This is a genomic window from Salmonella sp. SJTUF15581, from assembly GCF_043356775.1.
Lineage (GTDB): Bacteria > Pseudomonadota > Gammaproteobacteria > Enterobacterales > Enterobacteriaceae > Salmonella > Salmonella enterica.
Window position 1 is genome coordinate 662,273 of record NZ_JBEUJY010000001.1, and the last position, 14,961, is coordinate 677,233.

At 55.8% G+C, this 14,961-nt stretch carries 10 protein-coding genes; 6 read left to right on the forward strand and 4 right to left on the reverse strand.

Features of this window, described 5'->3' with window-relative positions; translation table 11 throughout:
- Positions 1 to 144 precede the first annotated feature (144 nt).
- The 4 genes from gluQRS to thpR form a co-directional block, all read right to left on the reverse strand.
- The gene (gluQRS, locus tag ABVN36_RS03135; RefSeq protein WP_023138976.1) at positions 145 to 1,041 is read right to left on the reverse strand and encodes a tRNA glutamyl-Q(34) synthetase GluQRS; all 897 of its coding nucleotides are present in this window, start codon (positions 1,039 to 1,041) and stop codon (positions 145 to 147) included.
- A 68-nt stretch (positions 1,042 to 1,109) separates the two neighbouring features.
- A complete protein-coding gene (gene dksA, locus ABVN36_RS03140; RefSeq protein WP_001155232.1) occupies positions 1,110 to 1,565 on the reverse strand; it encodes an RNA polymerase-binding protein DksA in 456 nt (151 codons plus the stop codon).
- A gap of 176 nt (positions 1,566 to 1,741) precedes the next feature.
- Positions 1,742 to 2,446, reverse strand: a complete 705-nt coding sequence (gene sfsA, locus ABVN36_RS03145) for a DNA/RNA nuclease SfsA (RefSeq protein WP_000899412.1) — start codon at positions 2,444 to 2,446, stop codon at positions 1,742 to 1,744.
- Positions 2,447 to 2,462: 16 nt separating this feature from the next.
- Positions 2,463 to 2,993 (reverse strand): RNA 2',3'-cyclic phosphodiesterase, encoded by a 531-nt coding sequence (gene thpR, locus ABVN36_RS03150; protein WP_001294185.1) that lies wholly within the window; start codon positions 2,991 to 2,993, stop codon positions 2,463 to 2,465.
- Between the two features lie 72 nt (positions 2,994 to 3,065).
- On the opposite strand from thpR, the gene hrpB reads away from it, so the two are divergent.
- The 6 genes from hrpB (at position 3,066) to fhuB (ending at position 14,484) form a co-directional block, all read left to right on the forward strand.
- Positions 3,066 to 5,495 (forward strand): ATP-dependent helicase HrpB, encoded by a 2,430-nt coding sequence (gene hrpB / locus ABVN36_RS03155; protein ID WP_033903671.1) that lies wholly within the window; start codon positions 3,066 to 3,068, stop codon positions 5,493 to 5,495.
- Between the two features lie 140 nt (positions 5,496 to 5,635).
- Positions 5,636 to 8,158: a bifunctional glycosyl transferase/transpeptidase gene (gene mrcB, locus ABVN36_RS03160; protein WP_000918127.1), complete on the forward strand. Its 2,523-nt coding sequence runs from the start codon at positions 5,636 to 5,638 to the stop codon at positions 8,156 to 8,158.
- Between the two features lie 292 nt (positions 8,159 to 8,450).
- A complete protein-coding gene (fhuA, locus tag ABVN36_RS03165) occupies positions 8,451 to 10,694 on the forward strand; it encodes a ferrichrome porin FhuA (protein ID WP_010835134.1) in 2,244 nt (747 codons plus the stop codon).
- 48 nt (positions 10,695 to 10,742) lie between these two features.
- Positions 10,743 to 11,540, forward strand: a complete 798-nt coding sequence (gene fhuC, locus ABVN36_RS03170; RefSeq protein WP_023138974.1) for a Fe3+-hydroxamate ABC transporter ATP-binding protein FhuC — start codon at positions 10,743 to 10,745, stop codon at positions 11,538 to 11,540.
- Positions 11,540 to 12,430 carry a Fe(3+)-hydroxamate ABC transporter substrate-binding protein FhuD gene (gene fhuD / locus ABVN36_RS03175; RefSeq protein WP_023138973.1) on the forward strand — a complete coding sequence of 297 codons (891 nt, stop codon included), beginning with the start codon at positions 11,540 to 11,542 and terminating at the stop codon, positions 12,428 to 12,430. Before fhuC ends, fhuD begins: the two co-directional genes overlap by 1 nt.
- 14 nt (positions 12,431 to 12,444) lie before the next feature.
- Positions 12,445 to 14,484 carry a Fe(3+)-hydroxamate ABC transporter permease FhuB gene (gene fhuB / locus ABVN36_RS03180; protein ID WP_023138972.1) on the forward strand — a complete coding sequence of 680 codons (2,040 nt, stop codon included), beginning with the start codon at positions 12,445 to 12,447 and terminating at the stop codon, positions 14,482 to 14,484.
- Positions 14,485 to 14,961: the final 477 nt, after the last annotated feature.

Genomic DNA, 14,961 nt, shown 5'->3' on the forward strand with positions numbered 1-14,961 from the left:
TCATACATTAATAAGATCAACTTACTCTATGTCTTTCGCATTACGGCAGACGGGCGTAAGAGAGCAACGCGACCTGGGCTGTAAGCATCATTAACGCCGCAGCAATGCGAAAGACGATGAGCAAAAATAGCGGCTAATCATAGCTCAGCGAGACGCATTTGAGAATGCCGGATTTACATTAGCCGATGTGGGTACGGCTGTAAGCCTCCAGTGCGTCACTGCAAAGCGCAGCAACTCCTCAACAGACATCTCCTGCCACGCTACGACGTCGCGTTGGCCTAAAAAGCGCAATGCCTGGACCAGTACCGGGCGCGGATCGCCTGTCGCAAGCGCAGGGGCATGATTTTGCTTGGAAAGTTTAGCGCCTTGTTCGTTGAGCGCCAGCGGAAGGTGCACGTAACCAGGCGCACGCCAGCCAAACTGTTTATACAGCGAAAGTTGTCGGACAGTGGGTTCGATTAAATCTGCGCCGCGGACGATCTCCGTCACCCCCTGAAAATGATCGTCGACCACCACGGCCAGATTATAAGCAAACAGTCCGTCGCGGCGGTGGATAATAAAATCTTCGCTCGCCAGCTGTGGGTCAGCCTGGATGTCGCCGCGCAAGGCATCATAGAAATGCATCACCGGATGCTGCTGTTTAATTCTGACGGCGGCATTCTCCGGCCCGTGGCATAACGTCCGGCAATGGCCGTCGTAAATACCGCCCAGACGTTGAATGCGCGAGCGGGGGCAAGTGCAGTAGTAGCTCAGTCCCTGCTCGTGAAGCCAGGCCAGCGCCTCGCGATAAGCCTCATGACGCTGTGATTGCCATAAGACCTCGCCATCCCAGTGCAGGCCGTAATGTTCCAGCTGGCGCAGAATGGTCGCTGCGGCACCGGGAACTTCACGTGGAGGGTCGATATCCTCTATGCGAACGCGCCAAATTCCGCGTTGCGCACGGGCTTGTAGATAGCTGCCGAGGGCGGCGATTAACGAGCCGAAATGCAGTTCGCCGGATGGCGACGGCGCGAAACGGCCAATATAGTGTGAGTCAGTCATGCTGCGGGCAATAAAGAATAAGGCGGGAAAACTCCCGCCTGTCATAAATAGGGTAGAAACGAACGGGATTAACCCGCCATCTGTTTTTCGCGAATTTCAGCCAGCGTTTTGCAGTCGATGCACAGATCGGCTGTTGGACGCGCTTCCAGGCGGCGGATACCAATCTCCACCCCGCAGGACTCGCAATAACCGAAGTCTTCATCTTCCACTTTCTTCAGCGTCTTCTCGATCTTTTTGATCAGTTTGCGCTCACGGTCACGATTACGTAACTCCAGGCTAAACTCCTCTTCCTGCGCGGCGCGATCGACCGGATCGGGGAAGTTGGCGGCTTCGTCCTGCATGTGCGTCACAGTGCGATCGACTTCATCCCGGAGTTGATTACGCCATGCTTCAAGAATACGCTTGAAGTGCGATAGCTGGGCTTCGTTCATATACTCTTCGCCCGGTTTCTCCTGGTACGGCTCCACCCCAGCGATGGCGAGAATACTCAGGGACGATGTTTTACGGTTTTGCCCTTCTTGCATGTTGCTTCTCCTTAACACGCACTATCGATCCCCATGTTCGGGGGAAAATCAGGTCGCTATAAATAGCAGATGCTTTTCCGGATAGCAATTATCTAAACGTAACACTTGACAACCCTGTGAGGAAAAGCGTATTTACGCACGCGGCCAGAATACTTAATAATCAGGCTGTTATTCCACTACAACGTTATGGGTACTGGTTCGTTCAGTTCCATTTTTTGGGCTGAAAGTTCTGCTTTATAAGCTAAAACTTCCACGCCTTTATTCTGAGCCTCGCTCAATAGCTGCGCGTATTTTATATCGATATGACGTGCGGGTGAAAAACGTGTAATGGCGGAGTGCAGCACCGCGAACACCACCACCGCGCGATGACCTGCCGCCGCAACGCCCATCAACTCCCGAAGATGTTTTTGCCCTCGTTCGGTGATGGCGTCGGGAAAATAACCGTTTTCTTTTTCCGCTAACGTGACCGATTTCACTTCAATATAGCAGTCCGGGCGGAAATCTGCCTGTAACATAAAATCTATACGGCTGCGCTCGGCGCCATATTTGACTTCACTTTTCAGAATATTGTACCCCGCCAGCGCCGGCAGGCGATTCTCCTGAATCGCTTCTTTCGTTAGCTGGTTCGCCCGCAGCGTATTCACGCAAATGAATGCGCCGGATTGCGTTTCAGTCAATTCCCAGGTATGCGGATATTTGCGTTTAGTATTTTCTGATGTCGAATACCAGACGGTATCGCCTGGCGTGGCGCAGCCGGTCATTGCGCCGGTATTAGGACAGTGCAGCGTAAGCGTCGTACCGTCAGGGGTGATCACATCGGCTAAAAAACGTTTATAGCGCTGAATCAGCGTAGCGCGTTGTAAAGGGGGGGAGAATAGCATCGACATTCCTTCATTATTATTCGCCCAGCGTCCAGCGCTGCAGCTCGGCATAGCGGGTACGGCCTTGCCCATACGAAGAGGCGTAAAGCGCAAACGACGTGACCGGAAATGACCAGCAAAAGCCCGGCGGCGGGATAGCCACCGTATGGCTGGCGTCGCGCAGCAGCGTAATATGCGGGTGAAAAGGCTGCGGGCTTTGGTAACAACCGCTGCGGGCGGCCTGCGCGCGCAGCATATTAGCCAACTGCAACAACCCGCGCGGCGGATGGCGCATCCCCAGCCACACCACGCGTGAACGCAGCCACTGACCGGCGTCATCCAGATGTAGCGTAAAGCCCGGCTGGCGAATTCGTCCGGCCAGTTGCGCAAGCGCGCGCTGCTTATCGTTACTGACGTCGCCTAAAAAGGCCAGCGTCAGGTGCAGGTTCGCCGCTGCGACGGGGCGTCCGTCTTCAGACGCAAAATGAGCGGCGCGCCAGGCGATAATTTGCGTGCGCGCGTCGTCGGGTAAGTCAATCGCAAAAAACAGCCGTTTTGGCTCAGACATAGGGATACTCGGTTATGGATTAACACGATGCTACAATGCGGCGCAAAGAAAGTTAACCCCGTGGAGCCGTTTGTGACGTCATTGCCCGTTGCCGCCGTATTGCCTGAATTGTTGACAGCCCTAAAAACCGCGCCGCAGGTTTTGTTGTCCGCGCCTACCGGGGCGGGGAAATCCACCTGGCTGCCGTTGCAACTCCTGCAACAAGGTCCGGTTGCTGGAAAAATCCTTCTGCTTGAACCGCGTCGTCTGGCGGCGCGTAATGTCGCGCAGCGTCTGGCGGAAGCGTTGAATGAAAAGCCTGGCGAAACGGTAGGTTACCGGATGCGCGCGCAAAGCTGCGTGGGGCCGCGTACCCGGCTGGAAGTAGTGACAGAAGGCGTATTGACCAGAATGATTCAGCGCGATCCCGAATTACGCGGCGTGGGACTGGTGATACTGGATGAATTTCATGAGCGCAGTTTACAGGCGGATTTAGCGTTAGCGCTGTTGCTGGATATCCAGCAAGGGCTTCGTGACGATCTCAGGCTGTTAATCATGTCAGCGACGCTGGATAACGACAGGCTTTGTCAGCGACTGCCTGATGCGCCGACGATCGTCTCGGAGGGGCGCGCGTTTCCCGTGGAGCGACGTTATCAGCCGCTTGCGGCGCATTTGCGTTTTGATGAAGCCGTCGCGATGGCGACAGCGGAACTGTTGCGCAATGAAAACGGTTCGCTGCTGCTATTTTTACCCGGCGTAGGCGAAATACAGCGCGTTCATGAACATCTGGCGTCGCGGGTAGGCAGCGATGTCCTGCTTTGTCCGCTGTATGGCGCATTGTCTCTGGAAGCGCAACGCAAAGCGATTGTTCCCGCCCCCGCCGGGATGCGTAAAGTGGTATTGGCGACTAACATTGCCGAAACCAGTTTGACGATTGAAGGGATTCGTCTGGTCGTCGATAGCGCTCAGGAGCGCGTGGCGCGATTTGACGCGCGAACGGGACTGACGCGGCTGGTTACGCAGCGTATCAGTCAGGCATCAATGACGCAGCGCGCGGGGCGCGCCGGACGACTGGCGCCGGGTATCTGTTTACATCTGCTGGCCAAAGAACAGGCGGAGCGGGCGGCGGCGCAAAGCGATCCGGAAATCTTACACAGCGACCTTTCCGGTTTATTGATGGAGGTGTTGCAGTGGGGATGTCACGATCCGGCATCGCTTTTCTGGCTGGACAGGCCGCCGGAGGTGAATCTTCAGGCCGCCCGCCGTTTATTATTGATGTTAGGCGCGCTGGAGGGCGAGCGGTTAAGCGCGCGGGGCCGGAAAATGGCGGCAATGGGTAACGATCCGCGCCTGGCGGCGATGTTAGTCAACGCCGGCGAGGGCGATAGCGCCGCCACTGCCGCCATGCTCGCGGCCATCCTTGAGGACCCGCCGCGCGGCGGCGGTACGGATTTAAGCGTAGTATTTTCGCGGCGACAGCCGGGCTGGCAGCAGCGTAGCCAGCAGCTTTTAAAACGGCTGCAGGTGCGTAATGGCGAGCCGGATAGCGCGCTTATTATGCCGCTGTTGGCCAGAGTGTTTAGCGACCGCATCGCGCGGCGTCGTGGTCAGGAAGGGCGCTATCAGTTAGCCAATGGTATGGGCGCGATGTTAGATGCGGATGACGCGTTGGGACGTCATGAATGGCTGATCGCGCCGCTGTTACTGCAAGGTAGCGCCTCGCCGGACGCCCGAATATTGTTGGCGCAGCCGCTGGATATTGCCTCGCTGATTCAGGCGTGTCCTGATTTACTGCGCCAGTCCGACACGGTTGAATGGGACGAGGCGCAGGGAACGTTGAAAGCATGGCGCAGAATGCGTATTGGACAGTTGACGGTTAGCGTTCAGCCACTGGCGAAGCCGTCTGAAGAGGAGCTTCATCAGGCGATGCTGAACGGCATCCGCGATAAAGGTCTGTCCGTCCTTAACTGGACGCCGGAAGCGGAGCAGTTCCGTCTGCGTCTGCACTGTGCGGCGAAATGGCTGCCGGAATATGACTGGCCTGCCGTGGATGAGGCGTCGCTGCTGGCGACTCTGGAAAATTGGTTGCTGCCGCACATGACAGGCGTACAGTCGTTACGAGGGCTAAAATCCCTGAACGTTAATCAGGCGTTACGGGGACTGCTTGACTATGCCATGCTGCAACGTCTGGATAGTGAACTGCCTGGGCATTACACTGTGCCGACGGGAAGCCGAATAACGATTCGTTATCATGAAGATAACCCGCCCGCTCTGGCGGTCAGAATGCAGGAAATGTTTGGCGAAGCGAAGACTCCAACCATCGCTCAGGGCCGCGTGCCGCTGGTGCTGGAGCTGCTTTCGCCTGCGCAGCGACCGCTACAGATTACGCGCGATTTAAGCGCTTTCTGGCAGGGGGCGTATCGCGAAGTGCAAAAAGAGATGAAGGGTCGTTACCCCAAACATGTCTGGCCGGACGATCCGGCGAATACGGCCCCAACGCGGCGCACGAAGAAGTATTCGTGACGTGTTATACGTTGCCTCCAGGCCGGATAAGGCGTTAATCGCCATCCGGCAAAAGGGTAAATTGAGAGATTTCTTCTTCTGTCGTCTGGCGGAAGAATAGAGAATCGGGCCTTTGCGCCTGTATGTTGCGGAGAAAAAGCATGGCGGGGAATGACCGCGAGCCGATTGGACGTAAGGGGAAACCGTCACGTCCTGTGAAACAAAAGGTGAGCCGTCGTCGGCAGCATGACGACGATTATGATGATGACTATGAGGATGAAGAACCGATGCCGCGTAAAGGTAAGGGCAAAGGGCGTAAGCCTCGTGGCAAGCGCGGCTGGCTGTGGCTATTGCTAAAACTGTTTATCGTTTTTGTGGTGCTGTTCGCCATTTACGGCGTCTATCTGGATCAAAAAATCCGCAGCCGTATTGATGGCAAGGTCTGGCAGCTTCCGGCGGCGGTATATGGCCGGATGGTGAACCTTGAGCCAGACATGCCTGTCAGCAAAAACGAGATGGTGAAATTACTGGAAGCGACGCAGTATCGTCTGGTGACGAAGATGACCCGTCCCGGCGAATTTACCGTGCAGGCCAATAGCATTGAGATGATCCGTCGTCCGTTTGACTTCCCGGACAGCAAAGAAGGGCAGGTGCGCGCGCGGCTGACGTTCAGTGACGGGCGTCTGGAAACCATCGTCAATCTGGATAACAACCGCCAGTTTGGCTTCTTCCGTCTCGATCCGCGGCTTATCACCATGCTTTCTTCGCCAAATGGCGAGCAGCGTTTATTCGTCCCGCGCAGCGGTTTCCCGGATCTGCTGGTCGATACGCTGTTGGCGACGGAAGACCGTCATTTCTATGAGCATGATGGCATTAGTCTTTACTCTATCGGGCGTGCGGTGCTGGCCAACCTGACGGCGGGACGCACGGTGCAGGGGGCCAGTACGCTGACCCAGCAGCTGGTGAAGAACCTGTTCCTCTCCAGCGAAAGATCATACTGGCGTAAAGCGAATGAAGCCTACATGGCGCTGATCATGGATGCCCGTTACAGTAAAGATCGTATTCTTGAGCTGTACATGAACGAGGTCTACCTCGGTCAAAGCGGGGATAATGAAATTCGCGGTTTTCCGCTGGCGAGCCTGTATTACTTTGGTCGTCCGGTAGAGGAGCTGAGCCTCGATCAGCAGGCGTTACTGGTGGGGATGGTAAAAGGGGCGTCGATTTATAACCCGTGGCGCAACCCGAAACTGGCGCTGGAGCGTCGTAACCTGGTGCTACGCCTGTTACAGCAGCAGAAAATCATCGATCAGGAACTCTATGACATGCTGAGCGCGCGTCCGCTTGGCGTACAGCCGCGCGGCGGCGTTATTTCACCGCAGCCAGCGTTTATGCAGATGGTTCGTCAGGAACTGCAGGCGAAGCTGGGGGATAAAATTAAAGATCTCTCCGGCGTGAAGATCTTCACCACCTTTGACTCCGTGGCGCAGGATGCCGCAGAAAAAGCCGTTGTCGAAGGCATTCCGGCGTTGAAGAAGCAGCGTAAATTGAGCGATCTGGAAACCGCGATGGTGGTAGTGGATCGCTTTAGCGGCGAGGTGCGCGCGATGGTTGGCGGGGCGGAGCCGCAGTATGCCGGCTATAACCGTGCCATGCAGGCGCGCCGTTCCATCGGGTCGCTGGCGAAACCGGCGACCTATCTGACCGCGTTAAGTCAGCCGAACTTATACCGTCTGAACACCTGGATTGCCGATGCGCCGATTTCTCTGCGCCAGCCGAATGGTCAGGTCTGGTCGCCGCAGAACGACGATCGTCGCTACAGCGAAAGCGGGAAAGTGATGCTGGTGGATGCGTTAACTCGCTCAATGAACGTACCGACGGTCAATCTGGGGATGGCGTTAGGTTTACCGGCGGTAACCGATACCTGGACGAAGCTCGGCGTGCCGAAAGATCAGCTCAATCCGGTTCCGGCGATGCTGTTAGGGGCGCTGAACCTGACGCCGATCGAAGTGGCGCAAGCGTTCCAGACTATCGCCAGCGGCGGAAATCGCGCGCCGTTATCAGCGCTGCGTTCGGTTATTGCGGAAGATGGTAAAGTGCTATACCAAAGTTATCCGCAAGCTGAACGCGCCGTACCGGCACAGGCGGCTTACCTGACGCTCTGGACAATGCAGCAGGTCGTCCAGCGTGGTACGGGGCGTCAGCTTGGCGCGAAATATCCAGGTCTGCATCTGGCGGGTAAAACCGGGACGACAAACAACAATGTCGATACCTGGTTTGCCGGTATCGACGGCAGCCAGGTGACTATCACCTGGGTAGGCCGTGATAACAACCAGCCGACGAAATTGTACGGCGCCAGCGGCGCGATGGCGATTTACCAGCGCTATCTGGCGAACCAGACGCCGACGCCTTTAGTTCTGACGCCGCCGGAAGATGTGGTGGATATGGGCGTTGATTACGACGGTAATTTTGTCTGTAGCGGCGGTATGCGCACTCTGCCGGTCTGGACGGACGATCCAAATACGCTGTGCCAGCAGGGCGAGATGATGCAGCAGCAACAGCAGCCGTCAGGCAATCCGTTCGATCAGTCGTCTCAGCCGCAGCAGCCTGCGCAGCAACAGCCGCCGAAAGAAGAGAAGAGCGACGGCGTTGCCGGCTGGATTAAGGAGATGTTCGGCGGCAATTAATCACGGTAATAGTGCCGGGTGGCGCTGTGCTTACCCGGTCTACACCGTTACGACCCCATTATGTGCGACGTAGGCCGAATAAGACGCTTACGTCGCCATCCGGCAAATCCCCTATAAATAACATTTCAGTCTAATTTATTAACCCTTCCTTTTCATCTGGTTGTTTCTTAACCCCTTAGTTTTCGTAGGGCCGCGTATCGCTTGCCATTGCGACGATATTTCGCCTATCATGCTGCGGTTATAATAATAATTATCGTTTACGTTATCATTCACTTTCATCAGAGATATACCAATGGCGCGTCTTAAAACTGCTCAGCCAAACTCCTCACTGCGTAAAATCGCAGTTGTAGTAGCCACAGCGGTTAGCGGCATGTCTGTCTATGCACAGGCGGCGGTTCAACCGAAAGAAGAAACCATTACCGTAACCGCAGCGCCTGCCGCGCAGGAAAGTGCCTGGGGACCGGCGGCAACCATCGCTGCAAGACAATCCGCCACGGCAACCAAAACGGACACGCCGATTCAAAAGGTGCCGCAGTCTATTTCCGTTGTTACCGCCGAAGAGATGGCGTTGCATCAGCCAAAGTCGGTTAAAGAAGCGTTGAGTTATACCCCTGGCGTTGCCGTGGGCACTCGTGGCGCGTCCAATACTTACGACTACCTGATCATTCGCGGTTTCGCCGCTGATGGCCAAAGCCAGAATAACTATCTGAATGGCTTGAAAATGCAGGGCAACTTCTATAATGATGCGGTGATAGACCCTTATATGCTGGAACGCGCGGAAGTGATGCGTGGTCCGGTTTCCGTTCTGTATGGGAAAAGTAGCCCTGGCGGTTTGCTGAATATGGTTAGCAAGCGCCCGACGACGGAGCCGCTGAAAGAAATTCAGTTCAAGATGGGTACTGACAGTCTGTTCCAGACTGGTTTTGACTTCAGCGACGCGCTGGATGAAGAGGGCGTATATTCGTATCGTTTGACCGGTCTGGCGCGTTCCGCCAATGCGCAGCAGGATCGCGCGGAAGAGCAGCGCTATGCGATTGCGCCAGCGTTCACCTGGCGTCCGGATGACAAGACGAACTTTACGTTTCTCTCTTACTTCCAGAATGAACCAGAGACGGGTTACTACGGCTGGCTGCCGAAAGAGGGAACGGTTGAGCCGCTGCCAAACGGTAAACGTCTGCCAACAGATTTCAACGAAGGGGCGAAAAACAATACCTATTCTCGTAATGAGAAGATGGTAGGGTACAGCTTCGATCATGAATTCAACGACACCTTTACCGTGCGCCAGAATTTGCGCTATGCCGAGAATAAAGTCTCGCAAAATAGCGTCTATGGTTACGGCGTTTGTTCCGATCCGGCAAACCGTGACAGCAAGCAGTGCGCGGCATTAGCGCCAGCGGACAAAGGTCATTATCTGGCTCGTAAATATGTTGTTGACGACGAGAAACTGCAAAACTTCTCCGTTGATACTCAGTTGCAAAGTAAATTTGCCACCGGTGAGGTGGATCACACGCTGCTGACCGGCGTCGACTTTATGCGTATGCGTAACGATATTAATGCCTGGTTTGGCTACGACGACTCCGTACCTCTGCTTGACCTCTATAACCCGGTGTACACTGATTTCGACTTTGCTTCGCGAGATCCAGCAACATCCGGCCCGTACCAGATTTTGAATAAGCAAAAGCAAACGGGTCTGTACGTCCAGGACCAGGCACAGTGGGATAAAGTCCTGGTAACATTGGGTGGACGTTATGACTGGGCCGATCAAGAGTCTCTTAACCGCACTACTGGCATCACATCTAAACGTGATGATAAGCAGTTTACCTGGCGTGGTGGTGTTAACTATCTGTTTGATAATGGAATAACGCCTTACTTCAGTTATAGTGAGTCGTTTGAGCCGGCTTCACAGACGGGAGAGAACGGGAAAATATTTGCACCTTCGAAAGGTAAGCAGTATGAAGCGGGGGTTAAATATGTACCGAATGATCGGCCGATAGTCATTACCGGTGCGGTCTATCAGTTGACCAAAACCAACAACCTGATGGCTGATCCGGCGGGGTCTTTCTTCTCGGTTGAAGGCGGTGAAATTCGCGCCCGCGGCGTGGAACTAGAAGCGAAAGCGGCGCTTTCTGCAAGCATCAACGTCGTGGGTTCTTACACCTATACTGACGCCGAATACACGACGGATACGACTTATAAAGGTAATACTCCTGCACAGGTACCAAAGCATATGGCGTCGTTGTGGGGCGATTACACTTTCTTTGATGGTCCATTGTCCGGTTTAACGCTGGGGACTGGCGGGCGTTTCACGGGGTCAAGCTATGGCGATCCGGCAAACTCCTTTAAAGTAGGGAGTTATACGGTTGTCGATGCATTGGTACGTTATGACCTTGCGCGCGTAGGCATGGCAGGCTCCAACGTTGCCCTTCATGTCAATAATCTGCTCGACCGCGAATACGTCGCCAGCTGCTTCCAGACCTACGGCTGTTTCTGGGGCGCAGAACGTCAGGTCGTTGCAACGGCAACCTTCCGTTTCTAATTTCTTTTTGGGCACGGCTTGCCGTGCCCGTTTTACAAGTTGGCTGCGATGCAGGAAAACCACATTCATTCCGATACCACCTTTGCGCTGCGAAGCGTCGCTTTTCGTGTGCCGGGCCGCACGCTTTTACACCCCCTCTCGTTAACGTTTCCCGCAGGTCGCGTCACCGGACTTATCGGTCATAATGGTTCCGGTAAATCCACGCTGTTAAAAATGCTGGGCCGCCATCAGCCGCCTTCCGAAGGGGATATTCTGCTCGACAATCAGCCGCTGGCGAGCTGGAGCAGCAAGGCGTTTGCCCGCAAAGTTGCCTATCTGCCTCAACAATTGCCGCAGGCGGAAGGAATGACGGTGCGCGAACTGGTAGCGATTGGCCGCTATCCGTGGCACGGCGCGCTGGGACGCTTTGGCGTCGCGGACCGGGAAAAAGTAGAAGAGGCGATTACGCTGGTCGGCTTAAAACCGCTGGCGCATCGTCTGGTAGACAGCCTTTCCGGCGGCGAGCGCCAGCGCGCGTGGATTGCCATGCTGGTCGCGCAGGATAGCCGTTGTCTGCTGCTGGATGAGCCGACGTCAGCGCTGGATATCGCCCATCAGGTTGACGTGCTGGCGCTGGTGCATCGCTTAAGCCAGCAGCGTGGGCTGACGGTGGTTGCGGTGCTGCACGATATCAACATGGCGGCCCGCTACTGTGATTATTTAGTCGCGCTACGCGGCGGTGAAATGATTGCGCAAGGAACGCCTGCGGAACTGATGCGCAGTGACACGCTGGAGAAGATTTACGGTATCCCGATGGGTATCCTTCCGCATCCGGCGGGCGCGGCACCTGTGAGTTTTGTGTATTAATGCGTGATTTATATCCTCTTACTCGCCGCCGTTTATTAACGGCGATGGCACTCTCGCCGCTGCTGTGGCAAATGAATACGGCGCAGGCTGCCGCTATCGATCCCCGCCGGATTGTGGCGCTGGAGTGGCTGCCGGTTGAGCTGCTGCTGGCGCTCGGTATTACGCCGTATGGCGTGGCGGATGTGCCAAATTATAAGCTGTGGGTTAGCGAACCGCCGTTGCCGGATTCGGTGATTGATGTGGGTCTTCGCACTGAACCCAATCTCGAACTGCTGACGGAGATGAAGCCGTCGTTTATGGTCTGGTCGGCAGGTTACGGACCCTCGCCGGAGAAACTGGCGCGGATCGCGCCGGGGCGCGGGTTCGATTTTAGCGACGGCAAAAAGCCGCTGGCGGTAGCCCGACGCTCGCTGGTTGAACTGGCGCAGACGCTGAATCTGGAAGCTGCGGCAGAAAAACATCTGGCGCAATACGATCGCTTCATCGCCAGCCAGAAGCCGCATTTTATCCGCCGCGGGGGGCGTCCGTTACTGATGACGACGCTTATCGATCCGCGGCATATGCTGGTGCTAGGCCCGAATTGCTTGTTCCAGGAGGTGCTGGACGAGTATGGCATTGTCAATGCCTGGCAGGGTGAAACCAACTTTTGGGGCAGTACGGCGGTTAGCATCGATCGGCTGGCGATGTATAAAGAAGCGGATGTGATCTGCTTCGATCACGGGAATAGCACCGATATGAACGCGCTGGTGGCAACGCCGCTGTGGCAGGCCATGCCGTTTGTCCGCGCCGGGCGTTTTCATCGGGTGCCCGCCGTTTGGTTCTATGGCGCGACCCTCTCCACGATGCACTTTGTCCGCATCCTGAATAACGTGTTGGGAGGCAAAGCGTGAGCAGAAAACGTGAAATGCCGGATGGTGGCGCGAAAAGCGTCTTATCCGACCTACGGTTCGGGCGCTTTGTAGGCCGGATAAGGCGAAGCCGCCATCCGGCGTTGCTGTTATTGGCGCTGTTTGTTGCCGCCTGCTGGCTGACATGGGTTAACTTCTCCGTTGCGCTACCGCGCAGCCAGTGGCAACAGGCTATCTGGGCACCGGATATCGACATCATTGAGCAGATGATTTTTCATTACAGCCTGCTGCCAAGACTGGCGATTTCGCTGCTGGTGGGCGCGGGGCTTGGGCTGGTAGGCGTCCTGTTCCAGCAAGTATTGCGTAACCCGCTGGCGGAACCGACCACGTTGGGCGTGGCGACCGGCGCGCAATTGGGGATCACGGTGACTACGCTATGGGCGATTCCCGGCGCGCTGGCCACGCAGTTTGCCGCCCTGACGGGAGCCTGTATCGTCGGCGCGCTGGTGTTCGGCGTGGCGTGGGGCAAACGCCTGTCGCCGGTAACCCTAATCCTCGCCGGGCTGGTGGTCAGCCTTTACTGTGGCGCAATCAACCAGTTACTGGTGATTTTCCACCACGATCAGTTGCAAAGCATGTTTTTATGGAGCACCGGAACGCTAACGCAAACCGACTGGAGCGGCGTGCAGCGTCTGTGGCCGCAGTTGCTGGGCGGTGTGATGCTCACGTTATTGTTGTTACGCCCGATGACGCTGATGGGGCTGGATGACGGCGTTGCGCGTAATCTGGGTCTGGCGCTGTCGTTAGCGCGTCTGGCGGCGCTGTCGCTGGCGATTGTGTTGAGCGCTCTGCTGGTCAACGCGGTGGGCATTATCGGTTTTATCGGCCTGTTTGCGCCGCTGCTGGCGAAAATGCTTGGCGCAAGACGTCTGCTGGCGCGCCTGATGCTGGCGCCGCTCATTGGGGCGCTTATTTTGTGGCTATCCGATCAGATTATCCTTTGGCTCACCCGCGTATGGATGGAGGTTTCCACCGGGTCAGTGACGGCGTTAATCGGCGCGCCGCTGCTCCTGTGGCTGCTGCCGCGGCTTAAAAGCATGAGCGCGCCGGATATGAACGCCAGCGATCGTGTGGCGGCGGAACGTCGGCATGTCCTCGCTTTTGCCGTTGCCGGTGGCGCGCTCCTGCTGCTGGCAACATGGGTCGCGCTCTCTTTTGGTCGCGACGCGCACGGCTGGACGTGGGCGAGCGGAACGCTGCTTGAGGAACTGATGCCGTGGCGCTGGCCGCGGATACTGGCGGCGTTAATGGCGGGCGTCATGCTGGCGGTGGCGGGCTGCATTATTCAGCGTCTGACCGGTAATCCAATGGCCAGCCCGGAAGTGCTGGGGATCAGTTCCGGAGCCGCGTTTGGCGTGGTGTTGATGCTGTTTTTGGTGCCGGGGAATGCTTTCGGTTGGCTACTGCCTGCCGGAAGCCTGGGTGCGGCGGCGACACTGCTGATTATTATGATAGCCGCCGGGCGCGGCGGTTTCTCACCGCAACGGATGTTGCTGGCGGGGATGGCGCTCAGCACCGCGTTTACCATGCTGCTAATGATGCTCCAGGCGAGCGGCGACCCGCGGATGGCGGAAGTGTTGACCTGGATCGCAGGATCTACCTATAACGCCACTGGCGGGCAGGTTACGCGAACCGCGATCGTGATGGTGATTTTGCTGGCCATTGTGCCGTTGTGCCGCCGCTGGTTAACGATTTTGCCTCTGGGCGGCGATGCCGCGCGCGCGGTGGGCATGGCGCTTACGCCGTCGCGTATCGCGCTGCTGGCGCTGGCGGCTTGTTTGACGGCAACCGCGACGATGACCATTGGGCCGCTGAGTTTCGTTGGACTGATGGCGCCGCATATTGCGCGGATGCTCGGTTTTCGCCGGACGATGCCGCATATGGTCATCTCGGCGCTGGCAGGGGGCGTTTTACTGGTCTTTGCCGACTGGTGCGGCAGGATGGCGCTATTTCCGTATCAGATCCCGGCGGGACTGCTTTCAAGCTTTATTGGCGCGCCGTACTTTATCTATTTGCTACGTAAACAGAGCCGGTAAAAAAAGCTGTGCCACATTTATGTCGGGTGGCGGCCATGCTCAACCCGACCTACAAATTACACAATATCAATATGTTGTGGCAATATTTTGTAGACCTAAAAATAGCTGAACGCTATCAGCGTGCGAAAGCTGTCCTGTCACGTTTTATCGAGGGAACTCTGCTTTTATGTTCAGCAAGAAGCAGGGGTTATTTCTGTATCGATAAGTCATGTGCTATTTCAGTGGCGCGCCGCTGTCTCCTGAACAGGGTGACTAATTTCAACATATCCAGGCCCGAAACGTTGATGATAAATTGCGGCATGATCTATCCAATAATAAGAATTACCGGTTTCGGTATTAAGCCTTTTTAAATATTAAGATGCGGATGCCGCATCTTTAATGCATCTCGTAAATCAATTTTAATTTAATAATAAGTTTTCATTATAAAACTTCGATAATAAAATATTGTTTTTTTATCGAAGTAATAAAAAACAACTC